The 15492-nt window shown below is 43.7% G+C and carries 10 protein-coding genes; 6 read left to right on the top strand and 4 right to left on the bottom strand.

Annotation, left to right across the window (positions count from 1 at the left end):
* Positions 1-1308 precede the first annotated feature (1308 nt).
* On the bottom strand, positions 1309-3657 hold the full coding sequence (locus QVC79_RS02580; protein WP_270595365.1) for a S9 family peptidase: 2349 nt from the start codon (positions 3655-3657) through the stop codon (positions 1309-1311).
* Positions 3658-3874: 217 nt separating this feature from the next.
* On the opposite strand from QVC79_RS02580, the gene QVC79_RS02575 reads away from it, so the two are divergent.
* Positions 3875-4483 carry a DNA alkylation repair protein gene (locus QVC79_RS02575; protein ID WP_287642433.1) on the top strand — a complete coding sequence of 203 codons (609 nt, stop codon included), beginning with the start codon at positions 3875-3877 and terminating at the stop codon, positions 4481-4483.
* Between the two features lie 138 nt (positions 4484-4621).
* Positions 4622-6229, top strand: coding sequence for a phosphoenolpyruvate carboxykinase (ATP) (gene pckA / locus QVC79_RS02570; protein ID WP_124318292.1), 1608 nt, complete (start codon positions 4622-4624; stop codon positions 6227-6229).
* 474 nt (positions 6230-6703) lie between these two features.
* Here pckA and lpxA read toward each other — a convergent pair whose 3' ends face one another.
* Genes lpxA through lpxD form a run of 3 tightly spaced genes read right to left on the bottom strand, consistent with a single transcriptional unit; the run spans position 6704 to position 9973 of the window.
* Positions 6704-7483, bottom strand: coding sequence for an acyl-ACP--UDP-N-acetylglucosamine O-acyltransferase (gene lpxA, locus QVC79_RS02565; RefSeq protein WP_027200407.1), 780 nt, complete (start codon positions 7481-7483; stop codon positions 6704-6706).
* A 56-nt stretch (positions 7484-7539) separates the two neighbouring features.
* Complete coding sequence (locus QVC79_RS02560; protein ID WP_124315673.1) at positions 7540-8940, bottom strand: bifunctional UDP-3-O-[3-hydroxymyristoyl] N-acetylglucosamine deacetylase/3-hydroxyacyl-ACP dehydratase; 1401 nt, start codon at positions 8938-8940, stop codon at positions 7540-7542.
* Between the two features lies 1 nt (position 8941).
* Positions 8942-9973, bottom strand: a complete 1032-nt coding sequence (lpxD, locus tag QVC79_RS02555; protein ID WP_270595363.1) for a UDP-3-O-(3-hydroxymyristoyl)glucosamine N-acyltransferase — start codon at positions 9971-9973, stop codon at positions 8942-8944.
* 308 nt (positions 9974-10281) lie between these two features.
* On the opposite strand from lpxD, the gene rimP reads away from it, so the two are divergent.
* From rimP to QVC79_RS02535, 4 genes are all read left to right on the top strand, one after another.
* A complete protein-coding gene (rimP, locus tag QVC79_RS02550) occupies positions 10282-10746 on the top strand; it encodes a ribosome assembly cofactor RimP (RefSeq protein ID WP_270595362.1) in 465 nt (154 codons plus the stop codon).
* Between the two features lie 15 nt (positions 10747-10761).
* The gene (gene nusA, locus QVC79_RS02545) at positions 10762-12000 is read left to right on the top strand and encodes a transcription termination factor NusA (RefSeq protein ID WP_124315675.1); all 1239 of its coding nucleotides are present in this window, start codon (positions 10762-10764) and stop codon (positions 11998-12000) included.
* A gap of 42 nt (positions 12001-12042) precedes the next feature.
* Positions 12043-14907, top strand: a complete 2865-nt coding sequence (gene infB, locus QVC79_RS02540) for a translation initiation factor IF-2 (protein ID WP_270595361.1) — start codon at positions 12043-12045, stop codon at positions 14905-14907.
* 101 nt (positions 14908-15008) lie between these two features.
* The gene (locus QVC79_RS02535; protein ID WP_259431491.1) at positions 15009-15470 is read left to right on the top strand and encodes a protein-disulfide reductase DsbD domain-containing protein; all 462 of its coding nucleotides are present in this window, start codon (positions 15009-15011) and stop codon (positions 15468-15470) included.
* Positions 15471-15492 lie beyond the last annotated feature (22 nt).

Raw genomic sequence — 15492 nt, 5'->3', positions numbered from 1 at the left:
ACAGCCCCTTTTCATCTAATAATAACATACTTTCCTACAATCGTACCTATAAAATCCATCTCCCCAATTAGTATTCAATTCTAAACCCATAAACTACCGTAATAATTCCCTGTTAAGTAATTAAAGCCGAGACAAAGACGATTTACAGACGAGATAAAGACAAGTCGAACTCGTCTTTATTGTTATCATATTTAATCCACATACCCCCTATCTGCATTTGTTTTTCTATTATATCGGTTACAAAACTGATATTAAAAGCAATAAACTATCCGGAACAATTCCTATATACGTAAATAAACAACTAAAAATTGATATAATAGCTTGTAATAAATCAAAAAAATAATACCTTTGTATTAAGGATTGAGCGGAGAGCCGCCATAAATCCGATTATGATGTTGAGGTTAAAATCCGACATGGTTTAGGAGTTGCGAACCAGGCTTATAGCCATTAAACCATGAAGATTGCAACACTCACGTTTGTTACACGTATATTCTTTTCAGAATTATACTTATAGCGGCGTGGGGTTGCTTTTTTCATGATGGCAGACGCAACTCCCATGAATTAAGTCAATCCCGAGCCGTTATGCCATACTCCGGATTGACTTGCTCGGTCCGGATTTTTTATTGACCGGGATATAGAAACAGGAATAGCCGGAACCTGCATTGATCCGGCTATTTCCCCTGTTGATTTTTACCCCAACATCAAATAAGACAATTTAGAATTTTCATCGTTGACTTGGTTCAGACCAACACGAAGTCCGGACTTACATTTCACAATTGCAACCAGTGAAAAGACTTCGTGCAGGAAGGGGGACGATCCATTTTCCCCCTTCCTATTTCTATTACAGTATCTTCATACAAGCATCCTTCTCGACGCTCGTTCCTGATTGCTCCACGGATAAACTAGGGATAAACTATGACAAATGCCAAGTAATAACAAGGCAAGAACACGGCAAATACATGAGAGATTGTTCTTGCTATGTTCATGCTATGAAGATGCTGTGTTCTTGTCATAGCCTATCGATAGACAAAGGATAGCCAACGGGATAATATAGCACGAACTCCCTCTCCCTTCGGGTAGGGACTGTCCCAAAAGTCTTGCCTGTATTTGCCAACTACCCCCTCCAGCTCCCCCTTACACAGGGGGAGAGCTGATTACCAAGCGGTTTCTCCCCCTGTTAAGGGGGAGTTAATGGGGGTAGTTGTTTAAAATTGACTTTTTAGACAACCCTAGCTGGGTAACTCTCCCTCTTCGGGTTATTTCTAATCCTATAATCTGTGTAATAAAATCAAGACGTTAGCATTTGCCTCACAACCGCATATAAGTATCAATCTCCCGGAACTGATCGGACGAATAATCCCCCAGCAAGTGTTTCGCAAAGTGGAACCACATCTTCCGTTGATAGAAAGCCTGTTGTATGCCCATAAAACCGTGAGCTTGTCCCGGTAAAATCACCAAGTCAAAATTCTTTCCCGCTTTCAACAACGCATCTGCCATACGCAAGGTGTTCGCCGGATGCACGTTATTATCCACGTCACCGGTCACCAGCATCAAATACCCTTTCAAATTCTTCGCCAGCTCGATATTCGTCGGGATTTTCGTCTCGAACTTGATCTTCTCCACGGAAATCGTGGTATCTTTCCCCGTGATGGAATCTTTCACGGTTTTCTTCTCGAAAGATTTAACCTCCCGAACCCCGTGATGCGTCTCTCCCCACCATTGGTTATAAATATTATTGTCATGATTTCCTGCCGACGAAACAGCCGCCGTGTAGAAATCGGGATAAGTACATAATGCCGCGGTAGACATGAAACCTCCACCGGAATGTCCGAAAATACCCACCTTGGACTTATCAATAAAAGAAAAACGATCAGCCAACTGTTCGATACCACACTTATCATCCGCCAACGGGTAATCCCTCAAATTATTATACCCGAACGTGTGATACCATTTATCCCGCATCGGGCTACCTCCCCGGTGACCGAAAGTTACCACCACGAAACCGACTTGTGCTAGACCAACATTATAAGCTGCCGTCACGGAAAACTCCAACGGAATCGCCTCAGTTTGCGGCCCGGGATAAACATACGAAATAATCGGGTAACGCCGGGTTGAATCGAAGTCAAAAGGCTTCCACATAAAACCGTACAAATCCGTATGCCCATCGGCAGCCTTCACAGTGAAAGGCTCCGGCATCTTCCATCCCGTCTCGTAAAGCCGGGTCAAATCGGGTGATGCCAATTCCAGAATCACCTTTCCCTTGTTATCCCGCAACACGCTCCGGGGTTCCAAGTCCGCACGGGAATAATTATCCACGAAATAACGTCCCGACTTCGAAAAATAAGCCTCATGAGTGGCCTGTTCGGGAGTCAGCACCTCCACTTGACCATTCCCGTCAATCCGGGCTTTATTCACCCGGGCATAGTAGGGACACGCTCCCTTCTCCTGCCCGTAAGCCCCGAAATAAATGGTGCGTCCCACGGTATCAATCTTAACCATCTTCCCGGCCGTCCAGTTCCCGGAAGTAATCGCGTTCTTCAGATTTCCCTCGCCGTCGTAATGATAGAAATGCCCGTGACCCGTTCTCTCCGACCACCAGATAATATCTTCCCCCTCGTTCAACAAGGAAAGATGGAAGAAATCATTATTGAAATAAGGCTTACTAATCTCGTTAATCAACACCTTCACCTCCCCCGTTTTCAAATCCACCTTACAAAAATCGATCTCGTCACAAGTTCTCTTTTTGCGCAGGAAATAAAGACTGTTGACCTTTTTTCCCGGGGTAAATAATCTCAACGTCTGATCCGGCCATTTCTCAACCGGCACTTTGATCAATTTCTTATCGGTCGTGTCCACCAAGAATAATTCCTCGTGTTGCACCTCCTGATCCCCGGCCATCACGTACTCATACTCGTTCAACGTCGGACGGGAACTCAAATTATTAACCACATAAAGCGTTTTAATCTTTCTCCGGTCCGAGCGACGCACGTAAAAACGTTCAGAATTTTCGAACCAAGTCACCCGGGCAGACTCCCGTTTACTCGTGGTATCCGTATCATCGTATGCATAAGAATATTTCAATGTCCCATCCGTCGTGATCTGGGTTTCCACGGAATTTTTCACGGAAAGCATATACAGGTTATGACTTTTCGCGTAAACGATATAAGTACTATCCGGAGAATACGTCCCCACCAACCCGTTCGATTTCTTGGGAGTTGTATCCGGTTTCTTCCGGGCAGAATCTATTTTCACCAACCGATTGGTATAAATGTTATACTCGAAACGGAAAGTATCCACCTCGAACTTCAATGTCTTCTCATCTTCCTTAAAAGCCAATGCCCGCACGGGTAGTTCTTTGTAATTCACCGGTCCGTGGGTATACTTGCTGATCTCGGCAGTCATAAATTCCCGATCGAATAACTCCCGGTGAATCTTCGCCTTCGGGTCAACGAAATAATAACGGGTTCCATCGCCCGTTTTGTAACTATACCAAAACTTATCGCTTTCCTTCAAAAAACGAGGACTTACTTTCGTTGATCCTAGCAGTTTTTCCGCGTTCCCACGCATAAAACGTTCGGCTTCTTTGTAATTAGCTTTCTGCGCGAACCCGGCCAGTACGAAAAGGCAGGGTACGAACCATAAAAAACATTTGATCATCATTTATTCCTTTAAATTTGTTCTATTGGTCTTTGTGAAAGCGAAATTAATTATATCCTTCCAAAGATTACCTTTCTATCGAAATCTTAATAAATATTTAACAGATTCAGATTATTTAAACTAATCATCTTCTACACAAACGTTTGAATATGCTACAAAACATAACCTCTGACGCCACGATTTCATTTTTTATAGCTACTTTTGCACGTGTATAAACATGCTAATATTTTCATTTACTTTAAATAAACAGGACAAGGTGATAGAAGTTTTCCCGATTGATAAAAAAGTAGAGCAACTCTTTAAAGAAGTCAGCCGAAGAATATTCCGGCTACAAAACGGAAGAAGTCTTGACAGCATGGAACGGATAGGAGCCGACACGCGGGGACAGATCGGGGCAAGTTACCTCTCTCTCAAAAATCTGGCCGGACAATACCAACCCGATTTAAGATTGGCACAACTATTGTGGGGAACAAAGAAACGAGAAGAACAAATCGTTGCCTGTTTTTTATTCCCGGTTCACGAGTTGATTACAGAAAAAATTACTCAATTATTACAATTCTGTTACAACTTCGAGATCGCGGAATATTTCGGGACATTGGTTCTTTCGAAACGGGAAAACGTGGAACAAATGGTAAATGAATATTTAAATTCCGATCATCCCTACCTTCAAGTTGCGGCACTAACCGCTATCGGCAGGAGCCGGATTGATCGAAAACTAAACTCCCCATTTACCGATAGTTACATTCTAAACATAGATCGTAACAAGTTCACGGACACGAACGTACAAAAGGTATACGATCGTGTAAGCATATGCTTGAGAGAATAGAAAAACAAGAACGTGTTAATAAAACATAAACGGACAAGGGAAAGGAGAAATTGGTTCTTTTATATCAAAATGTTTCCTACTTTTGTGCCGAATTAAAGAAAAAAAGAATTAATTAATTTCTAACATAAATTTATTGCTATGGCAAAATTAGATTTAAGTATTTATGGAATCACGGATGTGAAAGAGATCCTTCACAATCCCTCATATGAAGAATTGTACAAGGCAGAAACAGACCCGAAACTGGAAGGGTACGAAAAAGGATATTTGACCGAGCTTGGCGCAGTTAACGTGATGACCGGAATCTACACCGGACGTTCACCGAAAGATAAATTCTTTGTAAAGAACGAGGCCAGCGAGGATTCTGTATGGTGGACTTCTGACGAATACAAGAACGACAACAAACCTTGTTCGGAAGAAGCATGGGCAGATTTGAAGGCAAAAGCCGTGAAACAATTGTCCGGCAAAAAACTGTACGTGGTTGACACGTTCTGCGGGGCCAACGCGGGTACCCGTTTGAAAGTTCGTTTCATCATGGAAGTTGCATGGCAAGCTCACTTCGTGAAGAATATGTTCATCCGCCCGACAGAAGAAGAACTAGCGAACTACGGGGAACCGGATTTCGTTTCTTTCAACGCTGCAAAAGCTAAAGTTGAAAACTTCAAAGAATTAGGCTTGAACTCCGAAACAGCTACCGTTTTCAACTTGAAAACCAAAGAGCAAGTAATCTTGAACACTTGGTACGGTGGTGAGATGAAGAAAGGTATCTTCTCTATCATGAACTATCTGAACCCGTTACGCGGAATCGCATCTATGCACTGCTCTGCCAACACGGATATGGAAGGTAAGAACACCGCTATCTTCTTCGGTTTGTCAGGAACAGGTAAAACCACATTGTCAACTGACCCAAAACGTCTTTTGATCGGTGACGACGAACACGGATGGGATGATGAAGGCGTGTTCAACTACGAAGGTGGATGCTATGCTAAAGTTATCAATTTGAGCAAGGAAGCCGAACCGGACATCTATAACGCCATCAAACGTGACGCTTTGTTGGAGAATGTTACCGTGGACGCTAACGGAAAAATCGACTTCAATGATAAATCAGTTACCGAGAACACTCGTGTTTCTTACCCGATCTATCATATCAAGAACATCGTGAAACCGATCTCTAAAGGTCCGGCTGCACAACAAGTTATCTTCTTATCAGCTGATGCGTTCGGAGTATTACCTCCGGTATCAATCCTGACCCCGGAACAAACGAAATACTATTTCTTGTCCGGATTCACTGCAAAATTGGCAGGAACGGAACGCGGTATCACTGAACCGACTCCGACTTTCTCTGCTTGTTTCGGTGCTGCATTCTTGTCATTACACCCGACAAAATATGCAGAAGAACTGGTTAAGAAAATGGAGAGAACAGGAGCAAAAGCATACTTGGTAAATACCGGATGGAACGGAACCGGTAAACGTATCTCCATTAAAGATACTCGCGGAATCATCGATGCTATTTTGGATGGCTCTATCGACAAAGCCCCGACCAAAACAATCCCGTTCTTCAATTTCGAGGTTCCGACCGCATTACCGGGAGTTGATCCGAAGATCCTTGATCCTCGCGATACATACAGTAACGCAAATGACTGGGAAACGAAAGCAAAAGACTTATCAGAACGTTTCATCAAAAACTTCAAGAAGTTCGAAGGAAACGAGGCCGGAAAGGCATTGGTTGCCGCAGGTCCGAAATTATAATTCTAGGATTAGAACAGCAAAAAAGCACTCCTTGCGAAGTGCTTTTTTTATTACCCTTCCTTCTCCCATCACCGTGTAGTTTCCTAAAATCGGTTTACTAGATTTTAGGAAACTGCAATACCTTATATATAGAACAAGAAAACATTCACGTTTTCATCCCGTTTCCCTCTCTAGGGTCCCCCTCCTATATTGGTAGTAACTTGCACCGATGTCTCGTTATAATCTCCAACTGTCAACAAGGAAATATCAAGGACAAGTACACCAATTAACTCCATTCACTTCCAGTTAAGTTCCCGTTAACTTCCCGTTGACTTATTAACGAAACACCGGCGTAACTACCCTACGATACCGGCGAATCAGCGAAGATGGACCGTCAAGCAAGAACTCGTTCCATTCTAACCGTCAGTCATAAACAAACAGAACCCGGCCACACAGGGACCGGGTTCCGAAATAGATATTTAATGCTTTGGATTTTTATCCCATATAGCCTTTCATGACACCCCGTTTGCTGTTACGCACGAACATAATGATCTCGTCACGCTCCTTAGATGCCGGCATCTCGGCCTCGATTCGTTCCACCGCGTCAGAGTTGTTCAACCCGGATTGGAAAAGTATCCGGTATATATCCTGAATCTCGTTGATCTTCTCGTTCACGAATCCGCGACGGCGCAAACCGATCGAATTCACTCCCGCGTAGGACAAAGGTAATCTCCCGGCTTTCACGTAAGGAGGTACGTCCTTACCAATTAAAGAGCCACCTTGAATCATCACGTGACGACCGATATGTACGAACTGATGCACGGCAGACATTCCACCGATAATAGCGAAATCATCCACAACGACCTCTCCGGCTAACTGACAAGCATTCGTGATAATGCAATTATCCCCGATCTCGCAGTCATGCGCAATATGCACGTAGGCCATGATCAAACAATTGCTCCCGACTTTAGTTACGCCTTTAGCGGCAGTACCTCTATTTATAGTCGCACACTCCCGGATGGTCGTGTTATCACCAATCTCGACGATTGTCTTCTCTCCCTTGAATTTAAGATCCTGAGGAATGGCAGAAATAACAGCCCCCGGAAAAATCTTACAATTTTTCCCGATATGCGCTCCCTCCAGGATAGTGACATTCGAACCAATTCTTGTTCCCTCCTCAATGACAACATTCTTATCAATTGTCACGAAAGGCTCAATCACCACGTTATCCGCGATCTGAGCTTCAGGATGAACATAAGCTAACGGTTGTTTCATTCGTTTTTTTTATTTAATTACAATATAATAGTTACATTTTAAGTACAAGCTTATCACTATTTTTTCGTTTTTGCAACTTGGGCCATGAATTCACCCACTTCACAAACTAACGTTTTACCGACAAAAGCGTACCCTCTCATCGTCACGATCCCACGACGAATGGGAGCAATCTTTACCAGCTTGAAAACCAGCGTATCGCCCGGAACAACTTTATGACGGAATTTGATACCATCTATTTTCACGAAATACGTGGAGTAATTCTCCGGGTCTTCCACCTGATTCAACACCAGAATCCCCCCGCACTGCGCCATCGCCTCCACGATCAGCACACCCGGCATTACCGGTTCTTCCGGGAAGTGTCCCACGAAGAAAGGCTCGTTCATGGTAACGTTCTTGCAACCGATCACGATGTCATCCGTCACCTCGTAAATCTTGTCAACCAACAGGAAAGGAGGACGATGAGGCAACAAGGCTCTCACCTTATTCACATCCATCAACGGTTCGGCCGTCGTGTCCACGTCGGGACGAACATCTTCTCTCTCCGCCTGCGTGATGGCCTTACACATTTTCTTGGCCAAACTGGTGTTTGCTTTGTGACCCGGTCTCTCCGCGATAACACGTCCTTTGATAAAACGCCCACATAAGGACAAATCCCCGATAACATCCAGCAATTTATGACGAGCCGGTTCATTGTCAAAGTACAGGTCCAAATTATTCAAAATACCCTGCTTCACCTCGATAGAATCGTGGTTGAACAGTTTAGCCAGACGGTTCACCTCTTCTTGAGAAATTTCACGATCAACGATCACGATCGCGTTATCCAAATCCCCACCTTTAATCAGATTGTGCTGCAAAAGCATTTCCAACTCGCGCAGGAACACGAATGTCCGGCACGGGGCAATTTCTTTCGCAAAATCGGTTACTTTTTCAGAATAAGTAGCATACTGCATTTGCAAATAAGGAGAATCGTAAGCAACGACCAAATTTATATTATAGTCGGTATCCGGCAATAACGTGATTTTCGTCTGCCCGTCCTCGCTACAAAATTCCATTTGCTCTTTCACTGTAAAGTAGCGTCTATCCGCTTTTTGTTCTTCAAAACCTACTTTCTCTATCTCTTCCACGTAATATTTAGCACTACCGTCCAAGATCGGGAATTCTTCCCCGCTCAACTCGATCAGGCAGTTGTCAATTCCGCTCCCGTAAAGAGCTGCCATCGCATGCTCCATGGTGAACACGCACACGCCGTCTTTTTCAAGACAACTGGCACGATCCATTAATTTTACATATTCAGCCAAAGCTGGAATTTCAGGAGATCCCTCCAAATCCATTCGACGTATTCGATAGCCAAAGTTCTCTTCAGCTGGCTTAAAGGTCGCGGTCACCTGTTTCCCGGTATGCAAACCTTTTCCATTCAAAGAAAATTCACTCTTTAAAGTTCTTTGCTTTACTGACATTTTATTCTGATTTTAATTTATTTACTTCTTTCTCTAAATCTTTTATTTGCCCGTATAGCTCCGGTAATTTACGGAACATGACATAACATTTCTGGTATTTCGGATAATCGAATGCAGGCGATCCGCGCAGGACAGATTTTTCCGGTATGTTGGAAGTGATACCACTCTGGGCTGCAATCTGCGTCCCCGACCCGATATTCAAGTGACCGACAATACCCACTTGCCCGCCGAACACGCAGTTCTCACCGACTTTTGTAGTCCCGGCAATCCCAGACTGGGCAGCGATAACCGTGTTACCACCCACCACCACGTTATGTGCAATCTGGACTAAATTATCGAGTTTAACTCCTTTTTTAATAATCGTAGAACCCATGGTAGCCCGGTCGATACAAGTATTCGCCCCGATCTCCACGTCGTCTTCCAGCAACACGTTACCGATCTGCGGGATTTTCTTGTAATGATCACCTTCCGGAGCGAATCCGAAACCGTCAGCTCCCAGTACCACTCCGGCATGAAGGATACAGGATTTCCCGACCACGCATCCCGTGTAAATCTTTACCCCGGCATAAATAATCGTGTTATCCCCGATAACCACACCGTCACCGATATAGGCCTGAGGATATATTTTCACGTTATTCCCGATTTTCGCACCTCTCCCTATATATGCAAATGCCCCGATGTAAGGTTTTTCCCCGATCGTGGCACTATCACTGATATAAGAAGGTTGTTCAATTCCTACTGGTTTCGGCTTCATATCATCATACATTTGCAGCAATGTTGCAATGGCATCATAAGCCGATTCCACCCGGATCAAAGTACAGGAATACTCGTGCGTGGGTTCGAATGTTTTATTCACTAACACGATCGATGCTTTCGTCGTGTAGATATAATGTTCGTATTTAGGATTAGCTAAAAAAGCCAACGTTCCCGGCTTTCCTTCCTCTATTTTAGATACGTTATTTACAGAAATCTCGGGGTCTCCATCGACAACCCCGCTTAATAGAGCTGCTATGTCCTTTGCTTTAAACTCCATAATTCAAAAAATTTCGGCAAACTTACAAATTTTATTTGGAACTATATAGAAAATGTGACAAATATGTTTCAATACCAATATTTAAAACCATACATATCAAGGCCTAAAGGCTTGTCTCCAACACGATTTCCATTGCTATGAAACCCCTTTCCCGGAAACGTTCGCACCGAAAAAAAATATTCCGCCATCACCTATTTTCCACTGGAACTCTTTGGATTAAAAATAATTAATTGTATCTTTGCACTCGGTTATTAACAAACGAGGGGGCGATTAGTCCCCTCTTCTGTTATCTTAGATTAAAGAGTAGAATGAAAAGTACAGAGGAAATAAAAGACATTATCGAAACAATACTGCAGGGTACAGATTTGTTTCTGGTGGACTTGAAAGTATCTCCGGACAACTCGATCGAGGTCTACATCGACTCCCTGAAGGGTATTAACGTGGATTCCTGCGTGACCCTCAGCAAACAATTGGACGCAAAACTGGATCGAGATACCGAGGATTTCGAGTTAACCGTTTCGAGTGCCGGAATCGGTTATCCCTTCAAAGTAACCCAGCAATACGAGAAAAACATGGGTAACCAAGTGGAGGTGAAACTGCAAAACGGGGGAAAACTACAGGGAATATTAAAATCCCATTCCAACACGGGAATCGTGATCGAATGTGAAGAAAAAGTCACCGTGGAAGGAAAGAAGAAGAAAAGTATTGTCAAAGTGGAGAAAGAGATTCATTTTACAGACATAAAGGAGGTTAAAGATATTGTTGTTTTCTAAATACATAAAATAAAAATGGAAGCCATTAATTTGATAGATTCATTTGCGGAATTTAAAGAACTTAAAAATATTGACAGGGCAACCTTGATGAGAGTGTTGGAAGATATTTTCAGGAACATGCTTATCAAGCGTTACGGGACGGACGAGAATTTTGACATCATTATAAATATCGACAAGGGTGACTTGGAAATCTGGAGAAACCGCATCGTGGTAGAGGATGACGCCTTCGAAAACCCGAATACCCAAATTTCGCTGACGGAGGCAAAGAAAATCGATGCCGACTACGAGGTGGGAGAAGAAGTGACCGACGAGGTGAAATTCAAGGATTTCGGACGCCGTTCCGTGCTGGCTTTAAGACAAAACCTTTCAGCCCGGATTCTTGAACTGGAGAAAGATCACATCTTCACCAAATACAAAGAGAAAGTGGGCCAGATCGTGACCGGAGAGGTTTATCAGGTATGGAAAAAAGAGATTCTGGTTCTGGATGACGAAGGCAACGAACTGATTCTCCCGAAACAAGAGCAAATACCTAGCGATTTCTTCAAGAAAGGAGATACCATCCGGGCAGTCGTTATTCGCGTAGAAATGAGAAACGCTTCCCCGTACATTATTCTTTCCAGAACATCCCCCGTATTCCTTGAAAGATTGTTCGAGAACGAGGTACCGGAAATATTCGATGGCTTGATCACGATTAAAAACGTGGTACGTGTTCCGGGAGAACGCGCCAAAGTGGCCGTGGAATCATACGATGACCGTATCGACCCAGTGGGAGCTTGTGTCGGAATGAAAGGTTCACGTATTCACGGTATCGTTCGGGAACTGAGAAACGAAAATATAGACGTGATTAACTACACGAATAACATCCAACTATACATCACCCGTGCGTTGAACCCGGCCAAGATCAACAAGATCGAAATGGACGAGGAAAACAAGAGAGCGAACGTTTACCTGAACCCGGAGGAAGTTTCCTTGGCTATCGGTAAAGGCGGTTTGAACATCAAACTGGCCAGCCAGCTCACGGGCTATGAGATCGATGTTTATCGTGAACTTGAAACCGCAGAGGAAGAAGACGTTAACCTAGAAGAATTCTCCGACGAGATCGAACCATGGGTAATCGAGGAACTGAAACGCGTGGGTTGTGACACGGCAAAGAGCGTGTTAGAGTTAAGTGAATCAGAATTAGAGAGCAGGACTGATCTTGAGATAGAGACCATCAGGGATGTTCTCAAAATATTAAGAGCCGAATTTGAATAAGGAACGCTCAAGGTTATAATGCTTGTAAAATAAAATCTTAATATGGCAGTTAGACTAAGTAAAGTTGCTAGAGAATTTAACGTAGGTTTGTCCACGATAGTGGATTACCTGCAGGAAAAGGGGATTAAGATTTCATCTGATCCAAATGCGAAATTAACAGATGACCAGTACGCTTTGGTAGCGAAAGAGTTTTCTACCGATAGCGAGGCTAAAAAAGAATCCAATCGGGTAGATTTAAAAAATACACGGTTAAAAAAAGAAACGGTTACCATTGATAACATGAACAATGGTACGGAGGAACATGCTCAGGAATTTATATCTATAAAGGACGAGATTAAACTGGAAAATAAAATCAAGGTCGTGGATCACATCGACCTGAACAGACTGAATAAGCAACAGAAACCGGAAGAGAAGGTTGAAGAGGTAAAAGAGGTGAAGATCGAAGAAAAGAAAGAAGAGAAACCGGCAGAACCTCAGGTAAAAGAAACTCCCGTAATTGCACAAAAGCAAGAACGGGAAGAAACACAGGCTCCTGTTGCCAGACCTCCGAAAACAATCATCAAACAACCGAAAGTTGAAACCCGTCAAGAGGAAAAAGCCCCGTCTGAAGATCATTCCAACAGAGCCGACAGAGAAGTGAGCTACAAATCACCGACTCCGGCGATTAAAGACGTGAAGGTTGTCGGGACAATCGATCTGGATGCGATCAACCAGCGTACCCGGCCCCCGAAGAAGAGTAAACAGGAAAGAGAAAGGGACAAACGGGAACTCAAGAAAAAATCTTTGGTTCCTCCCAAGAATACGGATGACATCGTGATCAAGAAAAACGTCGTAATAAACGAGGTCGAGGATGATTCTGAAGAATCGGAAACTCGTAAAAAAAGAAAACGTATTCTGAAAAAAGACGAGAAAATCAACATTGAAGCTTCTAAAACCGCCAAACAGGAAGAGAGCAAGAAGAAAATAAAGAAGATAAAGAAAAAGAAAGCCAGCAAGGCTGAAATTTCTGAAGAAGACGTACAAAAACAAATCAAAGACACGTTTGCCCGTTTGGGGAACAAGGGAAAAACCAAGAGTTCCAAGCACCGGAGAGACAAGCGAGATGCCGTACACCAGAAGATGCAGGCTGAAATGGAGCAAGCAGAGTTGGAAAAGAGTATCCTTAAACTCACGGAATTCGTTACGGTTAGCGAGTTAGCAACCATGATGGATATTTCCGTGGCAGATATTATCTCGACTTGTATGTCTTTGGGCTTGTTCGTGTCCATCAACCAACGTCTGGATGCTGAAACCATTAATATCGTGGCAGAAGAATTCGGATTCGATGTCGAATTCGTGAGCGTGGATATTCAGGAGGCCATTGACGAGGATGAAGACGAACAGGAAGAACACGTGGAATCCCGTCCGCCGATCGTGACTGTTATGGGACACGTTGACCACGGTAAAACATCTTTACTGGACTATATCCGTAAAGCAAACGTGATTGCCGGAGAGGCAGGAGGAATCACCCAGCACATCGGTGCTTACAGCGTGAAACTTGCTGACGGTAGAACCGTGACCTTCCTAGATACCCCGGGACACGAGGCGTTTACGGCCATGCGTGCCAGAGGTGCCCAAGTAACGGATATTGCCATCATCATTATTGCAGCCGATGATAACGTCATGCCGCAAACCGTTGAGGCCATCAATCATGCCAGTGCTGCCGGAGTACCCATTGTATTCGCGATAAACAAAATTGATAAACCGGGAGCTAACCCCGACAAGATCCGGGAAGAACTGGCCGCCATGAACTACCTCGTAGAAGAATGGGGTGGTAAATACCAATGTCAGGAAATCTCAGCCAAGAAAGGCTTGAATGTAGAAGAACTTCTGGAGAAAGTATTACTTGAGGCAGAAATCCTAGAGTTAAAGGCTAACCCGAAACGGAAAGCGATCGGTTCAATCATCGAGTCCTCGCTAGATAAAGGACGGGGTTACGTGGCAACCGTACTCGTACAAAGCGGAACGTTACGCGTAGGAGACGTGGTACTAGCCGGACAATATTTCGGACACGTGAAGGCCATGTTCAACGAACGCGGAAGTAAAATGGAAGAGGCCGGACCATCCTGCCCGGCATTGATTCTCGGTTTGAACGGAGCTCCACAGGCCGGAGACAAATTCAACGTCATGGGTAACGAGAAAGACGCCCGTGCCTTGGCGAACAAACGGGAACAATTACAACGCGAGCAGGGATTGCGAACCCAGAAACATATCACGCTGGATGAGATCGGCAGACGTATTGCCATCGGAAACTTCCAAGAGTTGAACATCATCGTGAAAGGAGACGTGGACGGTTCTATCGAGGCTTTGTCCGACTCTTTGATCAAGTTGTCAACCCCGGAAATCCAGGTGAACGTGATCCACAAAGCCGTGGGACAAATTTCCGAAGGCGATGTTATGTTGGCTGCCGCATCGAACGCCATCATCATCGGATTCCAGGTACGTCCCTCCATGGGTGCCAGAAAGCTGGCAGAGAAAGAGGAAATCGACATCCGACTTTACTCTATCATCTACACAGCGATCGAGGAAATCAAATCCGCCATGGAAGGTATGTTATCCCCGGAATTCAAGGAAGAGATCACCTCTACCGTGGAAGTGCTTGAAACATTCAAGATTTCCAAGGTGGGTACGATTGCCGGATGTATCGTGAGAGACGGAAAGATCACCCGTTCTTCAAAAGTACGCGTGATTCGGGACGGTATCGTGATCTTTACCGGAGAACTGGGATCATTGAAACGTTTCAAGGACGACGTGAAAGAAGTTTCCAAGGGATTCGAGTGTGGTTTGAATATCAATAATTACAACGATATTCAGACAGGAGATTTCATCGAAAGCTTTGAAGAAGTGGCCGTGAAAAAAACATTATAAAAAATTTAACTATAAGCTAACATAGTTTCTCTCGATAATTTTGTACTTTGCATCACTAAATTTTAGAGAGAAATTATTTTAAAAACTAATTTAATTTATTCATGAAAAGACTATTAATTCTTACAGCAATATTAACCTTAATGGTTGGGGCTGCAAATTCACAGGTATTAAAACCAGTGAAATGGCAAATTTCTTTCAAGAAAGTAAGCGAAGGTGTTTATGACATCATCTGCAAAGCGACTATTGAAAGCGGATGGCATCTGTACGATACCAAACTACCGGAAAACGGACCTCTTCCTACAACATTCAACTTGGATGAAGACGAGACGAAAGACATTGAATTAGTAGGAGAATTTAAAGCAACTACAGAAGCTAAAACTGAAAAGAGCGAAGCCTTCAACATGGAATTGAAATATTTCGAAGGAACCGTGACTTTCGTACAACGGGTGAAACTGAAAAAAGACAAAGCTAAATTGGTAGGCTACATAGAATATATGTCTTGCTCTGGCGGACAATGTATTCCTCCTGCCGAAGAAGAATTTGAATTCGAATTAACGAAATAATTAAAAGGCCGTCTTCGGACGG

Source organism: Butyricimonas sp. (assembly GCF_019423355.1).
Lineage (GTDB): Bacteria > Bacteroidota > Bacteroidia > Bacteroidales > Marinifilaceae > Butyricimonas > Butyricimonas faecihominis.
Note: the sequence above shows the minus strand (reverse complement) of the source record. Positions and strands in the feature narration are given on the sequence as shown.